The sequence below is a fragment of the Levilactobacillus fuyuanensis genome (assembly GCF_003946395.1).
GTDB lineage: Bacteria > Bacillota > Bacilli > Lactobacillales > Lactobacillaceae > Levilactobacillus > Levilactobacillus fuyuanensis.
In genome coordinates this window covers 1-24,227 of the sequence record NZ_RHNZ01000016.1, presented here as the reverse complement: position 1 = coordinate 24,227, position 24,227 = coordinate 1, and the positions used below count along the sequence as shown (strand labels likewise).

General features: G+C 48.2%; 20 protein-coding genes, 18 tRNA genes and 1 other annotated feature. Of the genes, 8 read left to right on the top strand and 30 right to left on the bottom strand.

Translation table 11 applies throughout. From position 1 onward, the window contains the following. Positions 1–137 precede the first annotated feature (137 nt). Both EKM73_RS09265 and EKM73_RS09260 read left to right on the top strand, forming a co-directional pair. On the top strand, positions 138–968 hold the full coding sequence (locus EKM73_RS09265; protein WP_125701625.1) for an NAD(P)H-hydrate dehydratase: 831 nt from the start codon (positions 138–140) through the stop codon (positions 966–968). A gap of 164 nt (positions 969–1,132) precedes the next feature. Further along, entirely contained in the window at positions 1,133–1,465 is a 333-nt protein-coding gene (locus EKM73_RS09260; protein WP_125701624.1) for a nuclear transport factor 2 family protein, read from the top strand. 694 nt (positions 1,466–2,159) lie between these two features. Here EKM73_RS09260 and EKM73_RS09255 read toward each other — a convergent pair. Then, positions 2,160–2,864 (bottom strand): pseudouridine synthase domain-containing protein, encoded by a 705-nt coding sequence (locus EKM73_RS09255; protein ID WP_125701623.1) that lies wholly within the window; start codon positions 2,862–2,864, stop codon positions 2,160–2,162. An 11-nt stretch (positions 2,865–2,875) separates the two neighbouring features. Continuing rightward, the gene (locus tag EKM73_RS09250; protein WP_125701622.1) at positions 2,876–4,519 is read right to left on the bottom strand and encodes a putative polysaccharide biosynthesis protein; all 1,644 of its coding nucleotides are present in this window, start codon (positions 4,517–4,519) and stop codon (positions 2,876–2,878) included. Positions 4,520–4,744: 225 nt separating this feature from the next. Here EKM73_RS09250 and EKM73_RS09245 point away from each other — a divergent pair, with 225 nt between their 5' ends. Both EKM73_RS09245 and EKM73_RS09240 read left to right on the top strand, forming a co-directional pair. Next, positions 4,745–5,068: a hypothetical protein gene (locus EKM73_RS09245; RefSeq protein WP_020089732.1), complete on the top strand. Its 324-nt coding sequence runs from the start codon at positions 4,745–4,747 to the stop codon at positions 5,066–5,068. Between the two features lie 541 nt (positions 5,069–5,609). Beyond that, positions 5,610–6,374: a flavodoxin family protein gene (locus EKM73_RS09240; RefSeq protein ID WP_125701621.1), complete on the top strand. Its 765-nt coding sequence runs from the start codon at positions 5,610–5,612 to the stop codon at positions 6,372–6,374. A 97-nt stretch (positions 6,375–6,471) separates the two neighbouring features. Here EKM73_RS09240 and EKM73_RS09235 read toward each other — a convergent pair whose 3' ends face one another. The 3 genes from EKM73_RS09235 to leuS all read right to left on the bottom strand — a co-directional run bounded on the left by EKM73_RS09235 (position 6,472) and on the right by leuS (position 10,559). Then, entirely contained in the window at positions 6,472–7,143 is a 672-nt protein-coding gene (locus EKM73_RS09235) for an ATP-binding cassette domain-containing protein (RefSeq protein WP_125701620.1), read from the bottom strand. Positions 7,144–7,153: 10 nt separating this feature from the next. Next, positions 7,154–7,948, bottom strand: a complete 795-nt coding sequence (locus EKM73_RS09230) for a hypothetical protein (RefSeq protein WP_225421364.1) — start codon at positions 7,946–7,948, stop codon at positions 7,154–7,156. A gap of 181 nt (positions 7,949–8,129) precedes the next feature. Next, entirely contained in the window at positions 8,130–10,559 is a 2,430-nt protein-coding gene (leuS, locus tag EKM73_RS09225) for a leucine--tRNA ligase (protein WP_125701618.1), read from the bottom strand. 68 nt (positions 10,560–10,627) lie between these two features. After that, positions 10,628–10,827 (bottom strand) — a binding site (T-box leader). A gap of 279 nt (positions 10,828–11,106) precedes the next feature. Here leuS and EKM73_RS09220 point away from each other — a divergent pair. Together EKM73_RS09220 and EKM73_RS09215 are read left to right on the top strand one after the other, a co-directional pair. Beyond that, positions 11,107–11,745 carry a phosphatase PAP2 family protein gene (locus EKM73_RS09220; protein ID WP_125701617.1) on the top strand — a complete coding sequence of 213 codons (639 nt, stop codon included), beginning with the start codon at positions 11,107–11,109 and terminating at the stop codon, positions 11,743–11,745. Next, entirely contained in the window at positions 11,745–12,311 is a 567-nt protein-coding gene (locus EKM73_RS09215) for a class I SAM-dependent methyltransferase (RefSeq protein WP_125701616.1), read from the top strand. The genes EKM73_RS09220 and EKM73_RS09215 overlap by 1 nt, the downstream gene beginning before the upstream one ends. A gap of 238 nt (positions 12,312–12,549) precedes the next feature. Here EKM73_RS09215 and EKM73_RS09210 read toward each other — a convergent pair whose 3' ends face one another. The 7 genes from EKM73_RS09210 to EKM73_RS09180 form a co-directional block, all read right to left on the bottom strand. Continuing rightward, positions 12,550–13,878, bottom strand: coding sequence for a glycosyltransferase family 2 protein (locus EKM73_RS09210; RefSeq protein ID WP_125701615.1), 1,329 nt, complete (start codon positions 13,876–13,878; stop codon positions 12,550–12,552). A 14-nt stretch (positions 13,879–13,892) separates the two neighbouring features. Continuing rightward, complete coding sequence (locus tag EKM73_RS09205; RefSeq protein ID WP_125701614.1) at positions 13,893–14,402, bottom strand: hypothetical protein; 510 nt, start codon at positions 14,400–14,402, stop codon at positions 13,893–13,895. Position 14,403: 1 nt separating this feature from the next. Then, on the bottom strand, positions 14,404–15,207 hold the full coding sequence (locus EKM73_RS09200) for an EAL domain-containing protein (protein WP_125701613.1): 804 nt from the start codon (positions 15,205–15,207) through the stop codon (positions 14,404–14,406). A gap of 219 nt (positions 15,208–15,426) precedes the next feature. Beyond that, positions 15,427–17,796 (bottom strand): L-type lectin family protein, encoded by a 2,370-nt coding sequence (locus EKM73_RS09195; protein WP_125701612.1) that lies wholly within the window; start codon positions 17,794–17,796, stop codon positions 15,427–15,429. 481 nt (positions 17,797–18,277) lie between these two features. Beyond that, complete coding sequence (locus tag EKM73_RS09190; protein ID WP_125701611.1) at positions 18,278–19,006, bottom strand: adaptor protein MecA; 729 nt, start codon at positions 19,004–19,006, stop codon at positions 18,278–18,280. A 147-nt stretch (positions 19,007–19,153) separates the two neighbouring features. Then, the gene (gene spxA / locus EKM73_RS09185) at positions 19,154–19,561 is read right to left on the bottom strand and encodes a transcriptional regulator SpxA (protein WP_020089744.1); all 408 of its coding nucleotides are present in this window, start codon (positions 19,559–19,561) and stop codon (positions 19,154–19,156) included. 200 nt (positions 19,562–19,761) lie between these two features. Next, complete coding sequence (locus EKM73_RS09180; RefSeq protein ID WP_125701610.1) at positions 19,762–20,502, bottom strand: MBL fold metallo-hydrolase; 741 nt, start codon at positions 20,500–20,502, stop codon at positions 19,762–19,764. A 126-nt stretch (positions 20,503–20,628) separates the two neighbouring features. Here EKM73_RS09180 and EKM73_RS09175 point away from each other — a divergent pair, with 126 nt between their 5' ends. Further along, positions 20,629–21,141 (top strand): antibiotic biosynthesis monooxygenase family protein, encoded by a 513-nt coding sequence (locus EKM73_RS09175; protein ID WP_125701609.1) that lies wholly within the window; start codon positions 20,629–20,631, stop codon positions 21,139–21,141. A 92-nt stretch (positions 21,142–21,233) separates the two neighbouring features. After that, positions 21,234–22,451, top strand: coding sequence for a DUF2075 domain-containing protein (locus tag EKM73_RS09170; RefSeq protein ID WP_125701608.1), 1,218 nt, complete (start codon positions 21,234–21,236; stop codon positions 22,449–22,451). Positions 22,452–22,554: 103 nt separating this feature from the next. On the opposite strand, the gene EKM73_RS09165 is transcribed toward EKM73_RS09170, so the two are convergent. The 18 genes from EKM73_RS09165 to EKM73_RS09080 all read right to left on the bottom strand — a co-directional run bounded on the left by EKM73_RS09165 (position 22,555) and on the right by EKM73_RS09080 (position 24,225). Then, positions 22,555–22,628, bottom strand: a tRNA-Asp gene (locus EKM73_RS09165). 5 nt (positions 22,629–22,633) lie between these two features. Then, positions 22,634–22,707, bottom strand: a tRNA-Met gene (locus EKM73_RS09160). Between the two features lie 20 nt (positions 22,708–22,727). Continuing rightward, positions 22,728–22,800, bottom strand: a tRNA-Glu gene (locus tag EKM73_RS09155). 10 nt (positions 22,801–22,810) lie between these two features. After that, positions 22,811–22,898: transfer RNA gene (locus EKM73_RS09150), tRNA-Ser, on the bottom strand. A gap of 4 nt (positions 22,899–22,902) precedes the next feature. Further along, positions 22,903–22,977, bottom strand: a tRNA-Ile gene (locus EKM73_RS09145). 6 nt (positions 22,978–22,983) lie between these two features. Then, positions 22,984–23,054: transfer RNA gene (locus EKM73_RS09140), tRNA-Gly, on the bottom strand. Between the two features lie 21 nt (positions 23,055–23,075). Then, positions 23,076–23,148, bottom strand: a tRNA-Phe gene (locus EKM73_RS09135). A gap of 53 nt (positions 23,149–23,201) precedes the next feature. Then, positions 23,202–23,275 (bottom strand) — tRNA-Asp (locus EKM73_RS09130). A 2-nt stretch (positions 23,276–23,277) separates the two neighbouring features. Then, a tRNA-Met gene (locus tag EKM73_RS09125) sits at positions 23,278–23,351 on the bottom strand. A gap of 18 nt (positions 23,352–23,369) precedes the next feature. Further along, positions 23,370–23,459, bottom strand: a tRNA-Ser gene (locus tag EKM73_RS09120). Positions 23,460–23,488: 29 nt separating this feature from the next. Next, a tRNA-Ile gene (locus EKM73_RS09115) sits at positions 23,489–23,562 on the bottom strand. Between the two features lie 14 nt (positions 23,563–23,576). Further along, positions 23,577–23,650, bottom strand: a tRNA-Met gene (locus EKM73_RS09110). A 28-nt stretch (positions 23,651–23,678) separates the two neighbouring features. Continuing rightward, positions 23,679–23,752, bottom strand: a tRNA-Pro gene (locus EKM73_RS09105). 6 nt (positions 23,753–23,758) lie between these two features. Then, positions 23,759–23,832, bottom strand: a tRNA-Arg gene (locus tag EKM73_RS09100). 44 nt (positions 23,833–23,876) lie between these two features. Beyond that, positions 23,877–23,948: transfer RNA gene (locus tag EKM73_RS09095), tRNA-Gly, on the bottom strand. A 9-nt stretch (positions 23,949–23,957) separates the two neighbouring features. After that, a tRNA-Thr gene (locus EKM73_RS09090) sits at positions 23,958–24,030 on the bottom strand. 46 nt (positions 24,031–24,076) lie between these two features. Next, positions 24,077–24,149, bottom strand: a tRNA-Lys gene (locus tag EKM73_RS09085). Positions 24,150–24,152: 3 nt separating this feature from the next. Next, positions 24,153–24,225: transfer RNA gene (locus tag EKM73_RS09080), tRNA-Val, on the bottom strand. Positions 24,226–24,227 lie beyond the last annotated feature (2 nt).

Sequence of the window (24,227 nt, the reverse complement as noted above, 5' to 3'; positions counted from 1 at the left end):
CTTTAATTTTTTCGGACCACAACAATGTCCAAAGTATACTTAATCTTAATTCTAGCATAACCGCGCCGAATTGTAAGCCGTTTTCCGGTACTAAAATGCTATACTGAAAGCGAAAACAATTTTGAGGAGGAATTCACATGGAAACGCTCTCGCAATCCATCTTAACCAAAACAATTCGGCAACGCCCAGCTGACAGCTATAAGGGCACTTACGGACGGGTCACCCTGGTCGGGGGCAACCGTAATTTCGGCGGTGCTATTTTGATGGCCAGTGCAGCGGCTGTATATGCCGGCGCCGGGTTGGTCACGACCATTACCGATGCCAGTAACCAGACCAGTCTGCACGCGCGGCTGCCAGAAGCCATGTTTGCCGACATGACCAATCATGAGCAAATGAAAAGTTTGGTCAGCTCGGCCGATGTTGTCGTGATTGGCCCCGGATTAGGCACCGATGAAGCCGGGTTAATGGCCTTGAACACGACCTTTGGCGCACTCAAGCCAACCCAGACGGTGGTCATCGATGGTTCAGCCATTACGTTGATTGCCCAACACAATCTGGCCTTACCGAACGCCCACCTGATCTTTACGCCGCACCAGATGGAGTGGCAACGGCTCAGCGGCATTCCAATTGCCGATCAAACCGTCGCAAACAATCAGCCGGCCGTGGCCAAGCTTAACGCAACGGTCATCGTTAAGTCTCATCGCACCCAGATCTACACGCCGACTGCGGTCTACGAAAGCCCACTCGGTACCCCCGCTCAGGCGACCGGTGGTATGGGCGATACGCTAGCCGGCATGGTCGGTGGCTTCGTTGCCCAGTTTGCCGATCACACCGATGCGGTCTTGGCCGCAGTCTACAGTCACAGCGCCATCGCCGAAGAATTAGCGGAGAAGCAGTACGTGGTCTTACCCCACCAGATTATCGACGTCCTGCCACAGTTTATGAAGGCTCATGAGGCACTGGTCTAAGCTCTCACAGTTGCCAAATCAGTCCGATTTTCAAAAATTGAAACACCCAATATGGCAAATAATTAACAGTTGTTTTTGCTTGCCAGGTACCGCCTAGTCACGCATAATTAAGACAATTTCGGGGCAACGTTATTGCTGTCCTCTAACAAAAAGGAGCACTTACTATGGATGAATTAACCTTGCCTGCTGCAATTACCGCTTTTATCACTGCAACCAACAATGCCGACAGCGACCAATTCGTCGCCCAGTTCACGTTCGATGCTGTCCTCGATGATTGGGGCACCACTTACAACGGCCCGACCGAAATTGCCAAATGGAATCAAACCGACAACATTGGCAAGCAATCCCACTTCGAACTGGAAGACTTCACGCAGGACAACGCCACGACCTGGACGGTTCAACTTAGTGTGACGGGCAACGGCTTCAACGGCACCAGCCCCTTCCGAATGACGATCAAGGACGACTTGCTGGCTCGCGTGGAAATCTTACCGGACTAACCTTCATTTCGCCTGCGGCTAGCAGGATTCCGTCTGCTATGGGGAACGGGTAAAGCCTGAGAAGCGGTCTTTACCCTCGGTTTGAAACCTCGCGAGGTTCATGCGAGTTTCCAAACACGTCCCGTCATCTAACCTGGTAAAAATCACCAGCTAAGATGACTGTCACAGCTGACTACATCCTACCTGCCTCCGGCTGCACTAACTTTTAGTCCAGATAGTTCTAACAAGTCTTCACGATCAGATATCAGTCTTGAGCTAGCGATGTTAAATCTGAAATTCTGTTACAACGAAACAATTACAAATTTGACTTCTCTAACAAGATTCAAAAAATCGGCGACAAACTCGATTAGGAGCTTGCCGCCGACTGGTTTAAGTAAGATTTAAATAAAAGAAAGGAATTCAATTACACGTTAGAAGCGGCACTGATCTCTGCTTAACACCAACGTGATAAAACAATTTGATAGTCGAGAAACCATGCTTAGCCAGAGGAGGTCAGGGACGTAGCCAGCCGTGACGATGACCTTAGCTGACGTTTTTTGTCAGGTTAGGTCATAGGACGAGCTTGGAGACGTCTGAATTTTGACGGCTTCAAGTCGAGGTCCAAGACCGCCTCACAGGCTTGGACCGGTCCCCACAGCAGGCGGAATCCCTGACAGCCGCAGGCGACGGGTTTTGAAAACCCAGCTACATCATTTTACGACTCGTGCGAAGCCGAAAGATCGGCGTCTAGCGGCCCGTTCAACGCATCGATTTCTGCCGGAAATAAGCCACGGTATGACGCGCTGGATAAATCGACCGGTAATGGTAGCGGACCGTACGCCACACGGCTCACAGGGCCATTGACGCCCTTCAGCGCCATCAACGTGGGCACCGCTACGGTCAGGTCTCGTGTCCGGACAGTAACCGTCGTTAATTGGCGAATCGTGTCCGGCACAATCTTAATATCTTCAAAAGTGATATCACCTTCCAGAATCGGCAACTGCGCCACTTCACCCGTGAGCTGAACACGCAAGGTGCTGACCCACTCCTGCAGATCAACGTCGGCTAGAAAGTGGTCGTCATCGCTAGCCAATACCAAGCCACTGGCCTCCTTAGGCAGGTCTGCCAACGCTTTGAGTGGCCGCACTTGATCTAAGGTATTTAACAGGCTGCCCAGGCTATGCGCACTGGTCGGGTCCATGCTGAGCTGAAACCCAATCGGCTTGTTGAAGACCATGTATTGCGGCTGGCGACCGGTGACGGCCATACCATCCACGCGAACCTGATCGGACTTGGCCACCGTTAACAGTGGTGAATCGACCACGTCATCATTGACCGTCACACGCTGTTGGTGCAGCAGACGTAAAATCTGCCGCGGCGTGCCCTGCCGATGCTCCGTTAAATAACGTTCAATATTCATCTCGCACCCTCCTAACGAATGTGCAACCGCCGGCGCAGACCGGCTACGCGATTACCGATGATGGCATCGGCTAACCGACTCTTCAACATCATGTAGACGTAGAAATACCCACCGAGGACAGCCGCAATTGCCGTCACCGTGAAGCTGATGATCCGACCATTGCTTCCCAGTAGACTCCCCAACATCACGACGACCCGCGCAATCGCAAAGGTCCCAATGGAGGCCAACAGAATACCGTTAGTCTTCTTGGCAATCGTGGCATAGTTGATGCCGAATTGGACGTCTAATGAGTGAATAATTAGGTAACACGTCACGAACAAGCCAATCCCGGTCGCAACCAGTGGCCCAAAGGCTCCTAAGAAATAGACCAGTGGCCATTGGACGATGAATTTCACCACGGTACCGACCGCAAAGTAATGTACGGCACGGCGGTTCTGCGAAATCCCCTGCATCAGCGCGGAAACCACCGTGTAGAGACCGAGGAGAATCGATAGATAGGATGAGAACGCCAGGATTGACGAACCCAAGGCTTCCTGCGTTTGCCCATAGAACACGATGTTTAATGGCCGCGCAACGGCTGACATCCCCAATGCTGCGGGGATCATGACGAATTCAAACATCAAGAAGGCGTTGGTCAGTTGGCCAGAAATTTCATGTTTATTGCCCCGTGTGTAGGCTTCGGACAGTAATGGGACAACCGTCACAGCCAGAGCCGAGGACAACGAAATGGTAATCATAATTAATTTATTGGCATTTACCCCGAACAGCGCGAAGAGGTCGTTCAGGTAGGCATCCGAGTAATTGCCCGCTAAATGCATGATTGGCGCGAACGTGTATTGGTCAATCAATTGGAAAATCGTGATGCCGGCCCCCAAGATGATGAATGGGACGGCCTGGGCAATGATTTCCTTATAGAGTTGCTTGGCGGGAACGACTAATTCCTCGTTACTGCCGGCAACCAAACCGCGGAAGTAGTCGCGACGTTTCCAATAGTAGACGCCCAAGACAATCAGCCCACACAGCGCCCCGATGGCAGCGGCCAACGTGGATTGTGACACGGCGGAGACCCAGTCACCCTTTAAGATGTACATGATGACAAAGGCCGTGATTAACATGTAGGCGACTCGCGCCAGTTGTTCGACAAACTGGGAAATCGCGGACGGTGCCATTTGCTGGAAGCCTTGGAAGTAGCCCCGCGTCAGACTCATTGTGGGGATAATCAGGATAGCCCAAGCCAGCGAGTGCAGCACGGGAATCAGGTTCTTATCGCCACCGGTAAATAGCGGTGCACCCAAGAACAGCAGTAAGGCAATGATCACCCCAGTTAGGATGGCGATCACTAGCCCCCGCTTATACAACCGCACACTGATACCATACTCGTTCAGCGCGTTATAGTGCGCAACCTGTTTGGCAATGGCGGAAGGCACCCCGGCAATGGCCGCAATCAGGAAGAAGCTATAGATGTTATAACCCTTCCCGTACAACGCGTTGGCTTGCAGGAAGAATGTCCCAAACCAGATGTTCCACGGAATAATATAGATTGCGCCGAGAATCCGGGAAAAGATACTTCCCGCGGTCATCCACGCCGAGCCAGCAACCATTTGGTCTTGCGCGCTCGCGGTTTGATTTCCTGTTTGATCAGACCTTGCCGACATTTGACACCCTACTTTCAATATAAAAATTCAACGTACTCCAATCTTGGCTAACTGCCAAGCTAATCAAACAAACATTATACCATAGCTTTCTGGTCGCAAATATCAGTTTTCGGTAAAGATTTGGGAATATAGGCCGTCACAATTGCAGTTTGCTTTACCGGATTCAGAGAACAGTGGTATGCTGGAGGCAGTCAAGAAACAGATTATTCAAGGAGGAATGCCATTATGACACAAGTAGCAGCTGGAGCTACTGCAGCTCCAGAAATGCAAATGTCGCCGGAAAGAGCCAAGCAAGTTGTGCGGATGACCAAAAGTATCCGCCAACATTTTCCAGAGTTAGCACAGGTTCAAGACGCGCAATTGATTTATTCTACATGGCGTAGCTTTAAGCGGATCGACCAGACCAACGATAGTGATTATCAAACGATGGCTGACGTCTTCTTCCACGAATTTGACCGTCACTTACTCAATTACCAATTCTCAAAGGCTGGCGAAGATGAAGTTGTTAAGCACCGCTTCTTCGCTATCTTAACAGAATTACTGCAATAATTAATCAAGTACCCCCGCCGACCGGTTGGTCCGCGAGGGCTTTTTGTTGTAGAAAAGAGTGCGGAGCAAGGCGCTTAGGTCCTGAGCATTAACGTCAATAAGGGAAAAATCCCGGGCCTGGATTTTTCCTTATTGGGGTTAAGCGCAGGGACCTGCCTTGCGGAGCACGTTTCGGCTATATAAAATTAGAGAGAGATCCAAATCAACATAAAATCAGAAAATCTAGATTTTTCCTTATTGAGGTTAAGCGGAACTGACTGCCTGCTGGAGCACGTTTCGGCTACATAAAATTAGAGAGAGCCCCAAACCAACATAAAATCAAAACAACGCCCTAAACCAACAAAGACCTAACGGCTAAAAATTCCCAACATATGTTTAACGACCTGTGCTCCGAACCAACCATCCCCCACCAAAAAGCTCAAATCCTAAAGCTTTCCCCACCAATGCGGTATACTAGTTACATAGTCACTGATAGCGCTACCAACCAGTTAAGTAGCGCCATCACTCCGACATCATAGATTCTAAAAGTGAGGCGATTGCTTTGCGTTACTTAGCACTATTAGGAAGTCACGAACGCCACGGCATCACGGCCGGCTACCTCCAAGCAGTCTTGGATGGCTTACCGGATTCAGCCGAGGTTGAATCGGTTTTCCTGCGTGATTACGATATTTATCCCGATACCAAGGAGAAGGCTTGCCCGGCTCTCGACGAAATTGAGGCTAAGATGGCTGCCAGCGACTTCTGGATTATCTGTGCCCCAACCTACTGGGGTGGAATGCCCGGTGTCATGAAACAGTTCTTTGACTGCATGCGATTCCGGCTGGTTCGGATGACCTCGAAGGCCGACACCCTACCCGGTAAATATAAGGATAAACATTACCTGAGTATGACGACCTGCTTCATCAGCTCAGCCGATAACTTCTTTACCGGCATCACCGACCAAACCTTTGTCACAATCGATCGCGTTTTGACCGGCGCTGGCCTGATCAAAGTCGGCGAATTTGTCGGTACCGGTACCTGGGGGACCCACGCTCCGCGGGAAAATAAGCTCGCGGAATGTCACCGTCTCTCCCAAAAGATTGCCGACCGGCCACGAAAGGATGATAATACCTTGAAACGTTACATACTGCTCTTCTTCATGATCGCTATCATGGCGTTGATCACCATGGGCCTGCAGGCTTGGTGGTTTGGCGTCTTTGCGGCCGGTAAATTCTGGCTGACGTATGCCAGCTTTGTTATTATCTTTTACGTCCTACTGGCCAGCATCCTACATTTCTTTACGTTCGTGCGGCACCGTCGTCGATAGTCAGGAGAAATTGTTGACCACTTATTCTCAATCAAATAATGCTATTAAAAAATCAACTCCCAAATGTGGCAGTTGATTTTTTTCATGACTATTTTTCCTAAGCGTCTGTCTTCAAATAAGCCTCTTCAAAACTACTCGTTCCCGTCTGTACCATCAATTCATTTGGCGTTCCACTGAACGCAATCCGCTTTCCGGCGAGCACCAAAACTTTGACATTTTCGGTGGGCAAATTACGAAAATGATGCGTTGTCATAATTACGGTCTTCCCATCGGCCGTTAGCTGCTGGATCCGATCAAGCACGCTGACCGCAACTTTGACATCCAATCCACTCTCAGGTTCATCGAACAGATACAGCTCTCGTTGTAATTGACAGACCCCTTCCAGAATAACCAATTGACGCTGTCCACCGGATAAATCGCGGAAATGACTATGCGCAATTTCTTGGAGGCTTGCCGGCAGCTGATTCTCTGAAAAGTGCTCGTCTGGCCGGTCGAGACCTACCATCATCTTCAAGGTATCCGCGACCGTGGCGGAACCCGTGAATGGCGCATCCTGCATCTGATAGGCGACCTGATGCATTGTCGGAAATCCCACAAACGGCAAATCACGACGCTCGCTGACACCGGCAATAAAATCCAATAACGTCGTCTTTCCCACGCCATTTACGCCCAATAAGATATTAATTTTACCAGTGTCAAAGACGGCCGATAGGTGCTGAAATAATTGCCGGCCATCCGGCAACTGATATGAAAAATCTTGTATTTCCATAGAGGGCCTCCTAATAGCGACTGGTATGCGACTGCAGCTTCATGTGGCGAACCGGATAGAAGCCAACCAATAAATAAAATAAGGCGACAATCGTTAAAAGTCCCACATTGACCAGCGTTGCTTGCCCCAGCATATTCAGACCCGCACTGTAAAACTGAATCATATAGGAACTTGGCATGATTATCGTTAGGACAACTCCCAATAACGAATCCAGCTGATAGGGCAGATTGATAATTAGCATTGCAAGAAAAATATATCCCATCATCAGTAGCGACATCAGGTTAACTTTAAGTGGCAGGAGCAAGACAAAATTCGTGAATCCAGCGACGATTGGAATCAACAGAAAATTCAAAAAGAAGCCACCAACCATCATCGGAATCAGAAACAGTGCGGACGGATTTAGAATTAACACAAAAATATCGAACAAAACGATTTCAGTTTGGACAAAGAGTGTTTGAACGATTAGATTGCTGTAGAAGATCAGCCGCTTATCGCCAGCGATAATGGTAAACATCTTTAAGAAATTGCTCTCTCGCATACCGACCAATCCAAATTGAAAACCGTTGAGTACGCCGACGAGAATAATATAAACCCAATACCCCAGTAGTTGAGACGCAATGTTGTGGACACCAAACGGTTGCCCCTTAGAACTCAAGTCAGCTATGACAAAGTAAATTGCTGGACAGATTAACGTGTAAAATAAAATACCCTTGTCATCCCAAGTTTGTCGCAGTTCAAATTGACTAAGTATTCGTAACTTACGCCACATGACGAAGCCCCCCACGTATAGTTGAAACGCACTCATACAGCGACTACGGTTTCTCTGATTAATTAGTTTTAATCGTTTTATAATCATATTGCAATATTTGTTCTAAGTGACTTAATCGTACCGTTTGCTGTAGATTCTGCCAATCAAACAGTGCCAGCCCCCTTCCGTTAGGAAAGTGGCTGGCACTTTATATCATTCATTTAAGATTCAATAACGACTAGTTGGCAACGATGTTAACCAATTTGCCTGGCACCACGATCACCTTACGAATGGTCTTGCCATCCGTGTGCATCTTGACCGTGTCATCAGCCAATGCTGCGGCTTCAATGTCATCCTTGGCAGCATCCTTGGCGACCTTCAAGTGGGCGCGGACCTTACCGTTGACTTGGACAACCATTTCAACCACATCTTCAACCAATTGCTTAGGGTCGTAGGTTGGCCACTTTTCGTAAGAAATCGTCTCGTCGTGACCCATCAATGACCAGAGTTCTTCAGCAATATGTGGCACGATTGGCGCGATCATCTTGACGAAACCTTCCATGTAGATCAATGGGAGACTGTCAGCCTTGTAAGCTTCGTTAACGAAGACCATCAATTGTGAGATCGCCACGTTGAAGCGCATGGCTTCAAGGTCTTCACTCACCGTCTTAACGGTCTGGTTGTAGATCTTGTCCAGCTTACCATCGTTGATCATCGTGACCCGATCACGCAGACGGTTGTTATCATCAATCAATAACCGCCATACTCGGTCTAGCCAACGACGAGAACCGTTGATGCCTTCCGTGCTCCAAGGCTTGGAAGCTTCCAATGGCCCCATGAACATTTCGTACAGCCGTAAGGTATCGGCCCCATCCTTCTCGACGATTTCGTCGGGATTGATGACGTTCCCCTTGGACTTGGACATCTTTTCGTGGTTAGTCCCCAGGATCATCCCCTGGTTAACTAACTTCTGGAAAGGTTCTTTGGTAGGAACGACACCGAGGTCGTAGAGGAACTTGTGCCAGAACCGTGCGTAGAGCAAATGCAAGACGGCATGTTCGGCCCCACCAATGTAAAGGTCAACTGGCATCCAGTACTTCAGCTTGTCGGGATCTGCAATCGCTTGGTCGTTGTGTGGATCAATGTAACGCAGGAAGTACCATGAGCTCCCAGCCCACTGTGGCATGGTGTTGGTTTCGCGCTTCCCTTTACGACCGTTCTCGTCCACAACGTTAACCCAGTCATCCAGGTTAGCCAGTGGGCTTTCACCGGTACCAGAAGGTTCGAGTTGCTTGGCTGCTGGCAGCTTCAAAGGCAATTCATCTTCAGGAACCAACGTGGTTTCGCCATCTTCCCAGTGAATAACGGGAATTGGTTCACCCCAGTAGCGTTGACGGGAGAAGATCCAGTCACGCAGGCGGAAGTTAACTTGCTTGTGGCCAGCGTCGTGTTTTTCGAGCCAGTCAATAGCGGCCTTGATGGCGGTCTTCTTGTCCATCCCATTCAGGAAGTCGGAGTTGATGTGTTCGCCATCGCCGGTGTATGCAGCCTTTTGAACGTCGGTATCGTCATCCCCCGCGATAACTTGGGTAATTGGCAGATTGAATTTCTGAGCAAATTCGTTGTCCCGGTCATCGTGAGCAGGTACGGCCATGATGGCCCCAGTCCCGTAAGATGCCAGTACGTAATCGCCAATCCAGATTGGCAACTTCTTACCACTCAGTGGGTTGATACCGTAAGCCCCGGTAAATACCCCGGTTTTGTCCTTGTTCAAGTCGGTCCGTTCGAGATCGGACTTGCTTTCAATGGCTGCCTTGTAGGCCTTTACGGCGTCGGCTTGTTCCGACGTCGTGATCTGGTCGACCAAGGCGTGCTCTGGGGCTAAGACCATGTAGGTTGCCCCAAATAACGTGTCAGGACGGGTCGTGTAGACCTCAACCTTGGTGTCTTCTTGCCCATCGACTGGGAAGAAGACGCTGGCACCTTCAGAACGACCGATCCAGTTCCGTTGCATTTCCTTGATGCTGTCAGGCCAGTCCAGGTCATCCAGGTCGTCGATCAAACGGTCTGCATAGGCCGTAATCTTCAGCACCCATTGGCGCATTGGCACGCGGTAAACGGGGTAACCCCCACGTTCCGTCTTGCCATCAATGACTTCTTCGTTGGCCACAACGGTCCCACCCATGAAGTCGGGAGCCCAGTTGACCATGATCTTGTCTTCGTAGGCTAAGCCCTTCTTGTAGAGCTGTTCGAAGATCCATTGGGTCCACTTGTAGAAGGATTCGTCGGTCGTATTGACCTCGCGACTCCAGTCATAAGAGAAGCCCAAGGAACGAATCTGCCGCTTGAAGTTCTTGATATTGTGCGCGGTAAAGTCCTTAGGATTATGCCCTGTCTTCAAAGCGTACTGTTCGGCTGGTAAACCGAAAGCGTCCCACCCCATTGGGTGCAAAACGTTGAAGCCTTGCATCCGCTTCAAACGAGCCATGATATCGGTTGCCGTGTATCCTTCAGGATGTCCAACGTGCAACCCTTGCCCAGAAGGATAAGGGAACATGTCTAAGACGTAATACTTTGGTTTCGTTTGGGTGTCAGCGGTCTTGAAAGTTTCGTTGACCCGCCAGTAATGTTGCCACTTGTGCTCAATAATTTGGTGTTTGTAAGCCAAAAATTTCGCTCCCTTTCTCAATTAACGTCGTGCCACAAAAAAAGCCCCCAGCAGCCCAAAATGGGCTCCTGCAGGGCGTCTAAGCGCGGTACCACCTACATTTCCTCGAAACAACTTCGAGGCTCATTCCGGCTGATAACGTCGCCAAACGCCCACCTTTCGGCAGAAGTGACTCGGAGATAAGTTCGTCCCTGGAGTAACGGATTTGCAGCAACCATCCGCTTTCTAAATACCCACCAGAACTACTACTTCTCGTCAACGTCTTTGAATAATCAAATTGTTTTCATCTTAGCAAACCACCTCCGGAAAAGCAAGGGCTTCACGGGATTCTTATCAGTTTTCTGATTGGAACTGGGCGACCCTCTCACCGACAGAAAGACTCGAGCTGTCGGGCGTTATCTGCCGGCCGTTCTACCTGGCCAATGTGCTATACTGAATAGGATTGATTATCGAAAAAATAATATTGCGTTTCACTTATCCAAAAGCGGTGGTCATGAATCATTCATGACACGCACTAATTTTACGACTATAAAGGAGGCGGCTCTTCATGCCACCTATTTCAAAGCTTCGCTGGCGGTTCACCATGGCCGCGGGGATTATTTTTTTACTCGATCTGATCGGTGTCGTCTATCAGCAAAGCTGGCTGGCCGCGTTTGACCATACCATCATCAGCTGGGTTCGGCAGCCATTGCCACACGGGCTGACGCAAACGATTATTACCATTACCAAATCCGGGAATCCTCGACCGGTGACCTGGATAACTCTGCTGATCATTGCTGGTCTGGTGATTGCTCGGCGATACCGCGGTGCTCTCTTCCTTGGCTGGAACGTCCTGTTCTGGGCGGGAATCGGCAACAGTATCATTAAGCACGTGGTTCGGCGTGACCGTCCCACCGTTGACCGGCTTGTAGCGGCCAGCTCCTACAGTTTTCCCAGTGGTCATTCCATTACCGCCATGCTACTGTGGGGCACAGTGATCGTCCTGATTGGCTGGTCACTGCGGCAGTACACCGGTTGGCGGTGGTTGCTCATTGGCGTGCTGAGTCTATGGATCATGATCATTGGCCTCTCACGGGTCTATGTGGGCGTCCACTACCCTAGTGATGTCGTCGCTGGCTGGTCACTGGGCTTCGTCCTGTTGACGGTCACCCAATGGTATCTAACGCGTTACGGAGATGATTTATAATGAATTTACCCAATGCTTTAACGTACAGTCACACCCTGCTCAGTGAATGTGTCGGCCCCGGTGATACCGTCGTCGATGCCACTGTGGGAAACGGCCACGACACGATTTTTCTAGCGAGTCTGGTCGGCAAAACGGGCCACGTGATTGGCTTTGATATTCAGGAGGCAGCACTCAAGGAAACCCAGACCCAGTTGACGCTGACGGGCCTGGCGCCTCAGGTCGAGCTCCATGCGACGGGGCACGAACACGTCGGGGATTACCTCACAGCTACCACGCCGGTGAGCGGGGCCATCTTCAACTTGGGTTACCTACCGGGTGGCGACAAGTCACTGATCACCCAACCGACGACGACCCTAGCCGCCGTGACGGAACTACTGAAGCACCTGCCACGTGGCGGTCGCGTCATCCTGGTCGTCTACTACGGCCATCCGGGTGGTCAGACAGAACGAAATGCCGTGGTGGACTTCTGCCAGCAGTTGCCACAGAAGGTCTATCAGGTGTTGCAATACGGCTTCATTAATCAGGTGCATAATCCCCCGTTCTTACTCGCGATTGAACGGCGATAAATATTTAAAAATGGTGCATCCCGCTTGTTTGGGGATACACCATTTTTTAATATTTTTAATCAGGTAATAACTGTTAATCAATTGTCTATTGACGACCAAAATACGTTTGTATCCTGTCCCAATACCTTTACAAACACTTTACACACGGACATCAGCAAACATGGTACACTATTTGGTATATACCAAATAGCCACGACTAAAAATCTTCTAATTGCGGCCACTTACCACACGTCTAGTCTCATTTCTTCATCGACTGACGCTTAGGACTGACCCAGGTTCCAGAACCAAATCCGAGAATAGTCTTCAATGCTGGAATAAAGGTCATGACCACAGTGATGGGATTGACCATCCAATAGAAAAGCATGTACAGTGGCGCAAAGAAGAGATATTTCATCTTAGCACCGTGGTGGTCCAGCAACAGTGCCGCCAGTAGCTGCATAAAACCGGCAAACATTTCAAACGTCACGAAAATAAACGAAATCACGATTCCATGCATCAAACGCTCGTAATTGCCCGTGAACAGGAAGTACAGCATCAACGCAATGAAGGCGAATGACGTAATCGTGAAGAAGAACGACCAGATGATCGACAACGTGGAGTCCACGAACATGGACCACTGGTAGCGGTGCTCAACCGGATGCCGCAGGAACTTTTTAATATTGGTCAGCCACACTTCGGTCCCACCCTGTGCCCACCGTTTGCGCTGATGATAGAGGTCCCGAACTGTTTCCGGCACATTCATGTGAAAAATGATGTTCGGCGCAAAACGAGGGACAGCCCCCAGCATCTGATGGTCCCAGGCGATACTAATGTCCTCGGTAGCCCGGTTCTGCCGGAAGCCACCAACGTCGATCAAGAACTCTTTCTTGTACAACGTGTTGGCCCCGCTGTAGGCATACATCGAGTCGTTAACGGCAGTCTGACTGCGTTTGATAACCCCCACGATACTGGTGAACTCCACGGTTTGAGATTTGCCTAACAGTGTCGTCCGGTTCTGAACATCCATATTGGCTGTCACAGCAGATGTATTCATATCGCGGTCTCGCATGAAGAAATTCATATACTTCATCAGTGCGTCCGGTTCTGGAATCGTATCGGCATCGTTACTGAGGATGTACTCTCCCTTGGCGAAATACATGCCGATATTGAAGGCGTGGGCCTTTCCCTTATTCTTCAGAATTTCTACCGTTCGTAACCGCGGGTATTTCTCCTGCAGGCGGGTGATAATGGCGCCGGTCTTATCGGTCGACCCATCGTTCATCACCAAGACTTCGAAATTCTCATAATTCAATTCTTCAAATAAGTAGGTAATTGTCTCCTCAATCATGACTTCTTCGTTATGTGCAGGAATCATGATTGTGACCATTGGCTGGTACTCCACGGGAATGTACCGGGCGGCAGCCGCCGTATCCCGCTTATTGGTCTTCAAAAAACGATAGGACAATGCACCGGCGAACCAAAAAAAGGACCCAACCACGGGATATAGGCACAAGATTAGCAGGAAGATATTAAAAATGGTCTTACCCACAGTTGCCCGCAGAATACTGTCAATAAAGATATTGGACACGCCAGTCACACCTCCTACTCGTCTAAGTCATTTAAATCATGTTGCTCATACAATTGATGAATCTGATCCGTATCTAGATTCTGCTCTGGTTTAACCTGGTAGTGTCGAACATGCTCTCGAAACTCCTGATCGCCGAACCGGTCGTCCATGAATTTCCCGAGCTGATCTTCACGCTTCCGTTGATTGATGGGATTAAATGTTGGCCACTGCTCGACGACCCGATCACGCTTACGGTTTTGGATGATGGTCATCCCCACCGCAAACAAAGAGACGAGGACGAAAGCAAATAAAAGGAGAATCCCAATGAACTTAATTTCAAAGATTCCCTCGCTATATGACCAGAGGTGAATAATTTTTGGATTGTAAGATGCCCAGAAGGATAGCACGGTGATGATCACGGGGACAAACACGCAGACCCAGCCGAAGAGACCAACCAGTGTTTGCCGAATCTTTAATCCCCAGTGTCCCTTCTCAAAGTATTCGTCTGAATAGAGCTGTTGTCGATTTTGTTTTTTATCACGCACGTTAACGCCTCATTCCAGGATTGCTGGGTCGGGCAAAAAGATAGCCCTGCCGCGTCTTAATCTTTAATTGATCTGCGAGTTTTTGGTCCTGCTCGTCTTCAACTCCCATTAGGATTAGCTCAATGTGGTTCTTTTGAGAGAGTTGATTCCAGAACTGCAGGTTGAGATCCAACCATTCATTGGGGTCAGTCTTACGGAAGCTACGCATGGAGCACTTCAACGAATCCACTTCGGGCAAAATCCACTCGATACTCTTCAAGTTATTCAAAGATGCCCCCACGTTATCGATCCCAAAGTGCATGCCGTACTCCCGAGCCTCACGAATCCGTTGCCGAAACAACCAGCGCTTATACTTTGGCTGATCAGCCGTAGCGGTAAACTCCACAGCCAACTTCATTGGTGCGATTCGAGACAGCGCCCAACGAACAAAGTAGCGAAAGTCTGGACTGATAATCTGGTCATACTCCAGGTTGATGGACAGCGTAATCGGCTCCTCTGGCAAGGCTTTGAAGGTATCCGTAAGCAAAAAAATTACCCGTTGTAACGGCAACGAATCTAGATTCTGTGGTAATGACCATGAATCGTCCCACTCATGTTGGCGAAGCAGGCACTCATATCCGGTGGTCTGTCCCCGAAAGTCGACCTGCTTTTGAATAAAGTAACGTAATTCAATCTCATCGTTTTCCAGATAATTGTTTGAATTTTTACGCGAATACCAATAGTAAAAAATAATAGTGAGCACGACAATCACCGCCATGACAGCAGTTGCCCACAACAAATAACTTTCCAATTGTTCTAAGCTCACGTGCTCACCTCCAACTCCTATTCTAACAAGCCAGCCATTATTCTTAAAATGATTTGCGAAGGCATAATTTACTTACTACTTAATTAGTCTGCTAAACAATTATAGCAGTCAGAAATTAAAATACCAGTGGTTTCCCACGTTAACTTTTCTTTAAGCTCAGCAACGACAATTGCACAAAAAATCCAACTTCAGCTGAAGTTGGATTTACGACACGATCTATTAATTTGTTTTTGGCGTCGTTCCCAACGTCCATGTAATCACCCCGGTATAACTACCGCTGACGGCTCCCCCATTGACCTCGAGAAGAACACCCGAATCATCCGTCCAATCACTAGCAATATTGGTTTCGGTTGGCGTACCAGTGCTCTGCGGTCCCGTCATGATTGGTGAAGAAGCCGCGTTCAGAGTTGTCACCTTATCACCATTTTTGTAGATCAGGTTACCATCCAGTGGCTGACTAGGAACGTTGGTGCTATGCATCTCATCATTATTCTTAATGTTAATGTTAGCGTTAAGCGTCCATGCCCCGGACGCTAAGGAACTGTCAACATTTAGACTCCAAGGACCATCGGAATCATCCCGAGGAATTATGGCTCCTTTTCCAGTAAGCGCAGTCTGTTTGAAGGTGATTGTCCCACTGGTGGCACCGAAGGTCACGGTCCCGCCGTGGAGCTTGGCTGTATCTTCATCACTATACCCACTATTCGCTGAGCTAGTAGCGACAACATCAACTGCTGTATCACCCGCTGGAACGCTATCTATAGAAATAGTAAAACTATAGCTCCCATCATCATTCTTCACAATAGGTATTTTGTCAGAGTCAATATCAGTTTCAGTTCCGTCTTTAGAAGTCAACCTGGCCGCAACTTTGGTATTCCCGACTGTCACATTGGTGTCACTAGCAGAAAATGTCCCGGTAATCTTAGCCGGTGTTTGTGCATTAACATTAATGTCTTTAGAATCTTTATCGATACTCATGCTAAAGGATCTTGCGTTGATTTTAAACGTCTTACTCGTAGCAGTTGCAATAGCGTTATCTCCGTTGAAGTAGGTCGTATTAGCGGTGTCTTGTGCCGATACATTTTTAGCCTTTCCTTCAAGTGTAATCACCGCTTGCTTTCGAGCATTACTTAATTCGTTTACATTAACGTCCAACTTATTATTGCTAATGCTACTCATATTGAGCGTTGAACCATCAGAACCATCGGAATAGGCGATTTGGCCTTGATCCCAATCAATATTTGCGGGAAGGTTTAAAGAGCTCTTAATACCCTTCCAAGAATTTTCACCATTTTCATAATTTAACTTATACGTCAGCTTTACACGATCGTTTCCGCCAACAGGATGCGTTGAATCAGCAGAATCTCCCGTTTTTTCATCTGTTAAATCCGTAGTTGCATTGACATTGGCCTGACCTGGAACTTGTTCAAACGCAACCAAAGCATTCTCAGTTCCTGAATTCGTCGTTTCCCCCGAAGCAGGCGCACCAGTCGTTCCAGTGAACCCCCAATATACATTTGGCTGTTCCGCTGTAACGTCAAGGTCCTTCAAAGAAATATTCTCTGTAGCAGTCCACTGTGTACTCTTGGGAGCACCAGTCGTCGCATTCTTATCATCAAAAGTATAAGTCATCTGGCCTATATCACTACCCTCAGATGGCGCCACATAATTGAGAGTGATATGATGCCAAGCCCCATCAGATATAAATTTATCATTTTTAACAGTCTCAAGCAGGCCATCATGCCTGAGTCCATAATAATTATAATTTTTTGTATCATAATGAGGCACAACAAGAAAGTCATAGCCATTTTGGACTCTCCCAGTCTGTGTTCTTGGCACATAAGTCCCCGTACTCGACGGAGAATCTGAAGCGATATGTTCGCCCCAAATTGTCTGTGGGATATCATTCTTTCCATTCGTTGGATTGTAACCAAACCCATTATAAGTATTGTTACCAGTTACATCATCCACTGTCCCAATATCAAAAGCATTGGCTGTCGTATTGGCAATAATTAGATTACTTGCCGGCATCGTTTGATTTAACCTCGTATCAAATTCAATTGCCCAACTATGCTGAATTGCTGTTTGTGCAATCGTGTTGTCACTTGACTTAGGATCAACTCCCCAAACACCTAAAGATTCTCCAGTTCCAGAAAAGGCCGAGTTACTACTATTTTGTATGGCAAAAGCCATCCCTTCCCCAGGTTTATCGTTGATATCTCCACCATTTACATAAACCCACATCGAAGCCCGTTGGTTCTGATACATATTGAAAGTCTTACCTTTTGACCAAATTGCTCCCCCGGAGTTCTGTTGTCCTAATGAAGAAACCTGAACAGCATCCCCATTCGGTCCGTCTTGAATTTGCGCAGCATTTGGAATAGTTGTCGTACTCTCCGGATTACCTATATTCGGTTGGATTGTAAAATAATTCTGATCGTCAACGTGTAGTCCCTTTGGTTCCGAAGACATTATGGAACTGATGCTTGTCGTATAAGCTTCCCCCACAACAGTATTCTCCAAAACACCAAATCCAATTCCAGCCAGCACGGCTCCTGCAACCGTTAACATTTTGCTTCTCAACTTCATTACCAAGACTCCCTTCACCCGACCCTCATCAGGTAAAACTCTTGGCGCACCCCTAGTCAACCTATGCGCCACTTGTAACTCATTCAACATTTTTATTTTAAATTATTTTGATAGGTGATGGATTTGCTAGTCTACCGCAGTTCCCAAACGATTACGGCTAGTATTACCGGTTAACTTACTAGGCTATCGGTAATCATCAACCCACAAAGTATCACTTCATATCACTAAATATAGTATACCATCAGAACGAAAAAGTTAAAGGACTAATATAAATATAATTATATAGTGATAAGTCAATAGTCGCTGTCGTATCAGTGTTTAGAGCTATTATAAATATTTTTGAATTTTAAACTTTTGACATTGCCAATCATTTATCAGCCACTTTGGGTTAATTGTAACTCTAATTCCTTAAATAACTTACCACAAACAAAAAAACGCTAAACCTCCCGACTTGCGGAAGGTCCAGCGTTCCTAATACAGACTAATCACTTAAAAAGTGGAACCGCGTGAGCTCGAGCGCACTGTGTTCCATAATCATTTTACCGTGTTCGGCCAAGACGTCCGGGGCAACCTTGGTGCTGTCACCATACTCGTACGCGACCGAGAGTTCATCCTTAATGGATTCGCGGGATGATTCATTGACGAAGAAAATCAATTCCAAATAGTAGACGCCCTTGTACTGGTACAGGTTAGACGCCGCATTTTCTAAATGCAGTACCCGTGCCAGACTAATCATGTCCTCAAACGTGTGTAACCGGACTACCCGCGTTGTCGTGGGTTGCCCGTCATCGTTCAAATAATCTTCGATGTCATTCGAGTCACTACTGGTCGTCGTTGCCTTATAATTTGAGAAGAAATCCTTTTGCCCATCCTTTTCCAACAAGTGGGCCTTGATCTGGTCCGACACTTGATCGGGGTGATTGCTGTCGACACTAGCGTCTGTGACGTTCACATCCGTAGCATCATCCTCATCCGCATTTTTACTGATAAACAATTCAAGACCATTGCGATTTGGTAGCACCTGGAAGGTGACCGCGTCGTTGTCTTGAAATTGGTGGTCAACATCGACCTCTTCCAAAATACTATAGAAGAAGCCTTCGATTTGTTTGTGGTTGCCCAATAGATCCAAGACGGTAATACCGCGTTCGCTCAGATCATCGTTGCCAATGACCACCCGAATCGTATTTTCATTGATTCGTTCCATTTCCATTGAATAACACCCCTTTCTCGTGGGTTTGGGTATTGTCCTTGTTTCTCATTCTAGCCATTTTATTTTACTTGTAAAGTAATGATAACAAAAAAACTGGACTGCAAGTAATATTCTCTCACAAATCCAGTTAGATGCAACTAATTAAGCTTATTCGTTACCATTAACTAATCGTTGGGCCCGAGCTAGCTCTAATTCCCGAACTTCGCGGGGGAGAAAACGACGAATCTCCTCTTCGTTGAAGCCGACTTGGAGTCGCTTGTCGTCCACCATGATTGGTCGACGGAGAATTCCTGGATTTTTGCGAATTAAATCGTAGAGTTGCCGCAATGGCAGGTCGTCTAAGTCGACCGTTAAATTCTGGTACACCCGCGAACGCTTAGAGACAATCTCTTCAGTGCCGTCCTCGGTCAGCCGCAGAATTGATTTAATCTGATCCACGGTTAAGGGCTCAGAGAAGATATTCTGTTCACGATACGCGATACCATGTTCTTCAAACCAAATCCGAGCCTTACGGCAAGATGTACAACTGGGTGATGTGTAGAGCGTGACTGTCATAATCTTTTCCTCCTTGCCTTGTATAAATGATTTAATAAACCTATTATACAGCATTCCAAAAGGATTTAAAGACTTTTTCAGCAATAATTTAATTAACAATATCTATCCATTTGTATATTAACGATAGAAATCGTGACGGTATGCAACGTGTATGTCGATAATTAGTTAATGTGCAATTAATTCTTAACGAATGATTAACATTAGATTTTATAAATAGACTGAGGCTTAACCACTTCAACGGGAATCCCTTCGCCAGCCGCTGCCTGTGCCTCCGCAGCCAACTGCTGAAGATCACCGGTTTGTGGCAAATGGGTCAGTAGAAGCCGCTTGACGCCGGCATTCTTGGCTAGCTCACCGGCCTGCGTAGATGTCAGGTGCCAGGCCGTGCCCTGATGATCAGCATAGAAATTAGTATCAGCTAACAAAACATCTGCCGATTTTGCCCAATCCGTGAGACCAGCAAAAGCCGCCGTATCCGCCGTAAACGCCAGTGTTGCCCCTGTCGACGTCTCAGTGATGCGTGGCGCATACGCTGGGACTGGATGATGGGTTGGGATAAAGTCGACTGTTAACGGCCCTAATTTGAGGGTCTGTGCTGGGTTATACGCTTTACCCACCGTAGAATCAGGCCAAGTTAGGCTCCCAAAGTTTAAGGGATCGGCCGTGTGTCCATAGATCGGTAAGAGCGGTTCTGCCTTATCCCCTTGAGCCAGTTGCCATTCGTACTGCAGAACACCTAAATCAGCTGTGTGATCGTGGTGGTAGTGCGTCAGTAGCACGGCATTTAATTGTAGCGGACTCAGCTGCTTTTCCAGCGCCAACAGTGCCCCACTCCCACAGTCCAACAGCAGGTGGTAATCCCCACTTGTGATCAAGTAGCTACTCGTGCCGATCCCGTTGTGCGGGTAGCCCCCGTAACAGCCTAATACAGTCAATTGCATCGAATCATCCTCTCAATTTGTTCTGTTCCTAGTGTAGCGCGCCAGCCGCAGAGTGTAAACGTTTCGCATTTGTCAGTGAGACCCTTATAATAGAAGTGAAACCAAATCAAGTCAGGAGGGATGAGCATGCTTCATCAATTATCTTTAACGTTTGGGAGTAGAGACTTACTGGATAGAATTGTGAAACGCAACCCAGACCGCCAGTTTGTTCTGTTAGCGGCCACTGGTGGGGCTAAGGATTTACAACTATTGGACGTCTCAGGCCAGTCAAGTGTCTTCACTAGCCATCTGGACTACGAAGTCAAGAGTGAACACGGTCAGCCAGATTGGCACGGCTTCTTCAGTTTCAACTACTTCACCCTGGATGTTGAAAGCGGCAAAGTCTTCGAGGGCGAGGTTAACAAACTCGCCGCTGAACCTTTACCCAACGGGATGACAGCCATGCTGGTCCTGTCGAAATTCAAGAACAGCGGTGAATACGTTCTGTTAACCATTTGGGACAGCAGTGATGCCTTCATGATCTGGCGTAGGTCCGCCAAGTTCTCACCGTTTACCAAGTATGCCACAACATTGAACAACTTCCACGCCGCCACCTATCAGATGGCCCCGCCAGAAAAACACGAGTCAACACACGCTTAACGTAAACCCTTCAGTTGCTGAAGGGTTTTTCATTCGATCAAATTTCGCGGTACAATAGTCATATTCATCCTTTTTAGAAAGTAGGCGATGGTTTGCGCAATCAGCCAACCAATGCAGCAACAGCGAAGATTTCACCCGACCTCCCGCTCACGGCGGAACAGGAACACCTCGTTCAACAGATTCTGACTTTCACGACCAATCATCTGGACACGGCAGGACCAGCCGTATTTACCATTTACGGCGATGCCGGGACTGGTAAGAGCGTCGTGTTATCCCACCTCTTCAATCGGCTTCAGGTTGCAGCGCGCACACAGGCCGATTCTCCACTCACCGGTACCAAGAATTATTTTCTAGTCAATCATCCAGAGATTCTCAAAGTGTACCGTGAGATTGCGGGCAGTCACCCCCATTTGCTAAAAAAGGACTTCCAACGACCAACCTCCCTGATTAATCAGATTGCCAAGGGGCAGATACAGCCAGACGTGTTAGTCATCGACGAAGCCCACCTGCTCTTGTCGCAGGCCGACCATTACAATAATTTTTATGGTCACAATCAGCTTAGCTCACTTCTGGCAACAGCGAAGGTGATCATTGTGGTCTTTGACGAGACCCAGGTACTACGAATGAAGAGCTTCTGGACTGAGCAGCGGTTAGCGCACCTCGTTGCCCCCTTCCCACACGCGACGTATCGACTGACCCATCAGTTCCGGATGCAGGCCAGTGACGACCTGGTCCACTGGATCAATGACTTTACGCACCAGCGTATGCGCCCATTACCTGCCAATACGGGGACCAACTATGACCTGCGCGTCTTCGATGACGCCGAACAGATGCGCCAAGCGGTCGTTCAGCGCAATGATGAAGTTGGCCTCTCCCGTATTGTTGCCACATCAGGCTATCCCTCGACACTGGATGGTGGTAAACACTACATTACGGAGGGCAACTTCCACTTACCATGGGATCAGTACAACTATACGCGTACCCCGTGGGCGGAACTACCCCAAACAATCAACGAGGTTGGCTCCATTTACACCTGTCAGGGCTTTGACTTGAACTACGTGGGCATTATCCTCGGCCCACCAGTCAGTCTAGACAGCGACGATCACTTACAGATTAATCTTGATCGGTACACGGATGTCGAGGCCTTTAAGAAACGTGACGACCTAACCGATCCAGTTGAAATCAGTCAGATCAAACAACAACTCATCTTAAACTCTATCAATGTACTGATGAAACGTGGCGTTAAGGGGCTCTACCTCTTCGCACATGACGCGCGGCTACGTCACTATCTCCGTACACATACAGCGTAACTATCGCAGAAGGCGTCGCCACCCCCATTGGGATGACGACGCCTTCTTATTTTCATTATTTAAGTAGCAAAAAAGCCTTCCCCAACAAGGAAGACTTCACTCACGGTCCGTACGAGACTCGAACTCGTGATCTCCTCCGTGACAGGGAGGCGTCCTAACCAACTAGACCAACGAACCAAATATTGCGGGAGCAGGGTTTGAACCTGCGACCTTCGGGTTATGAGCCCGACGAGCTACCAGACTGCTCCATCCCGCGATAATATTAAATTGTAACAATGACCCGTACGGGATTCGAACCCATGTTACCGCCGTGAAAGGGCGGTGTCTTAAACCACTTGACCAACGGGTCATAACTAAAACGGAGAAGGAGAGATTCGAACTCTCGCGCCGCTTCCGCGACCTATACCCTTAGCAGGGGCACCTCTTCAGCCACTTGAGTACTTCTCCATAATGGGCCTAAATGGACTCGAACCATCGACCTCACGCTTATCAGGCGTGCGCTCTAAACCAGCTGAGCTATAGGCCCATATAAAGCGGGTAACGAGAATCGAACTCGCGACAACAGCTTGGAAGGCTGTGGTTTTACCACTAAACTATACCCGCAATATAATGAGATATATTTAATGGCGCGGGACGGAATCGAACCGCCGACACATGGAGCTTCAATCCATTGCTCTACCGACTGAGCTACCGAGCCATTTTGCCATTTAGATAATTATGGTTGCTATCCTCTGCTGACGAGCATAACAACGGTCTGTACGAGACTCGAACTCGTGATCTCCTCCGTGACAGGGAGGCGTCCTAACCAACTAGACCAACAGACCAATTGCGGGAGCAGGGTTTGAACCTGCGACCTTCGGGTTATGAGCCCGACGAGCTACCAGACTGCTCCATCCCGCGATAATATTAAAGAAACAAAGGAGGATGAGAGATTCGAACTCTCGCGTGATTTTACTCACCTGACGGTTTTCAAGACCGTTCCCTTCAGCCAGACTTGGGTAATCCTCCATAAAACAATACAATAGTCCTTCTGGTAATGGACCTTGTAGGACTCGAACCTACGACCGAACGGTTATGAGCCGTTTGCTCTAACCAACTGAGCTAAAGGTCCAGTCCAAGTCCAAATCGCGGCGGGGGGGATCGAACCCTCGACCTCTCGGGTATGAACCGAACGCTCTAGCCAGCTGAGCTACACCGCGAAATGTTAAATAAAATATTCTTATTTAATCGGGAAGACAGGATTCGAACCTGCGACCCCCTGGTCCCAAACCAGGTGCTCTACCAAGCTGAGCTACTTCCCGTTAAAATGCACCCAGTAGGAGTCGAACCTACAACCTTCTGATTCGTAGTCAGACACTCTATCCAGTTGCGCTATGGGTGCAAAAAACGTTACTTACTAATGATGCTTAATACCTTTCGGTACTAAGCGGAAGACGAGATTCGAACTCGCGACCCCCACCATGGCAAGGTGATGTTCTACCACTGAACTACTTCCGCAAAATTAAATGCCGACTAGAAGATTCGAACTTCCGACCCCCTGTTTACAAGACAGGTGCTCTACCAACTGAGCTAAGTCGGCATAGTCAGTATCATGTGTATCAAATTACTCATCGTCCGAAGACGAATGAGCCGTGACAGGCTCGAACTGTCGACCCTCTGATTAAAAGTCAGATGCTCTACCAACTGAGCTAACGGCTCATATGGAGGATACAGGGCTCGAACCTGTGACCCTCTGCTTGTAAGGCAGACGCTCTCCCAACTGAGCTAATCCTCCAT

What these genes read in the sequence shown, in the direction of transcription:
- EKM73_RS09265 (WP_125701625.1), top strand. Translation starts at nt 138, where the DNA reads ATGGAAACGCTCTCGCAATCCATCTTAACCAAAACAATTCGGCAACGC.
- EKM73_RS09260 (WP_125701624.1), top strand. Translation starts at nt 1,133, where the DNA reads ATGGATGAATTAACCTTGCCTGCTGCAATTACCGCTTTTATCACTGCA.
- EKM73_RS09255 (WP_125701623.1), bottom strand. Translation starts at nt 2,864, where the DNA reads ATGAATATTGAACGTTATTTAACGGAGCATCGGCAGGGCACGCCGCGG.
- EKM73_RS09250 (WP_125701622.1), bottom strand. Translation starts at nt 4,519, where the DNA reads ATGTCGGCAAGGTCTGATCAAACAGGAAATCAAACCGCGAGCGCGCAA.
- EKM73_RS09245 (WP_020089732.1), top strand. Translation starts at nt 4,745, where the DNA reads ATGACACAAGTAGCAGCTGGAGCTACTGCAGCTCCAGAAATGCAAATG.
- EKM73_RS09235 (WP_125701620.1), bottom strand. Translation starts at nt 7,143, where the DNA reads ATGGAAATACAAGATTTTTCATATCAGTTGCCGGATGGCCGGCAATTA.
- EKM73_RS09230 (WP_225421364.1), bottom strand. Translation starts at nt 7,948, where the DNA reads ATGAGTGCGTTTCAACTATACGTGGGGGGCTTCGTCATGTGGCGTAAG.
- EKM73_RS09220 (WP_125701617.1), top strand. Translation starts at nt 11,107, where the DNA reads ATGCCACCTATTTCAAAGCTTCGCTGGCGGTTCACCATGGCCGCGGGG.
- EKM73_RS09215 (WP_125701616.1), top strand. Translation starts at nt 11,745, where the DNA reads ATGAATTTACCCAATGCTTTAACGTACAGTCACACCCTGCTCAGTGAA.
- EKM73_RS09195 (WP_125701612.1), bottom strand. Translation starts at nt 17,796, where the DNA reads ATGAAGTTGAGAAGCAAAATGTTAACGGTTGCAGGAGCCGTGCTGGCT.
- EKM73_RS09190 (WP_125701611.1), bottom strand. Translation starts at nt 19,006, where the DNA reads ATGGAAATGGAACGAATCAATGAAAATACGATTCGGGTGGTCATTGGC.
- spxA (WP_020089744.1), bottom strand. Translation starts at nt 19,561, where the DNA reads ATGACAGTCACGCTCTACACATCACCCAGTTGTACATCTTGCCGTAAG.
- EKM73_RS09180 (WP_125701610.1), bottom strand. Translation starts at nt 20,502, where the DNA reads ATGCAATTGACTGTATTAGGCTGTTACGGGGGCTACCCGCACAACGGG.
- EKM73_RS09175 (WP_125701609.1), top strand. Translation starts at nt 20,629, where the DNA reads ATGCTTCATCAATTATCTTTAACGTTTGGGAGTAGAGACTTACTGGAT.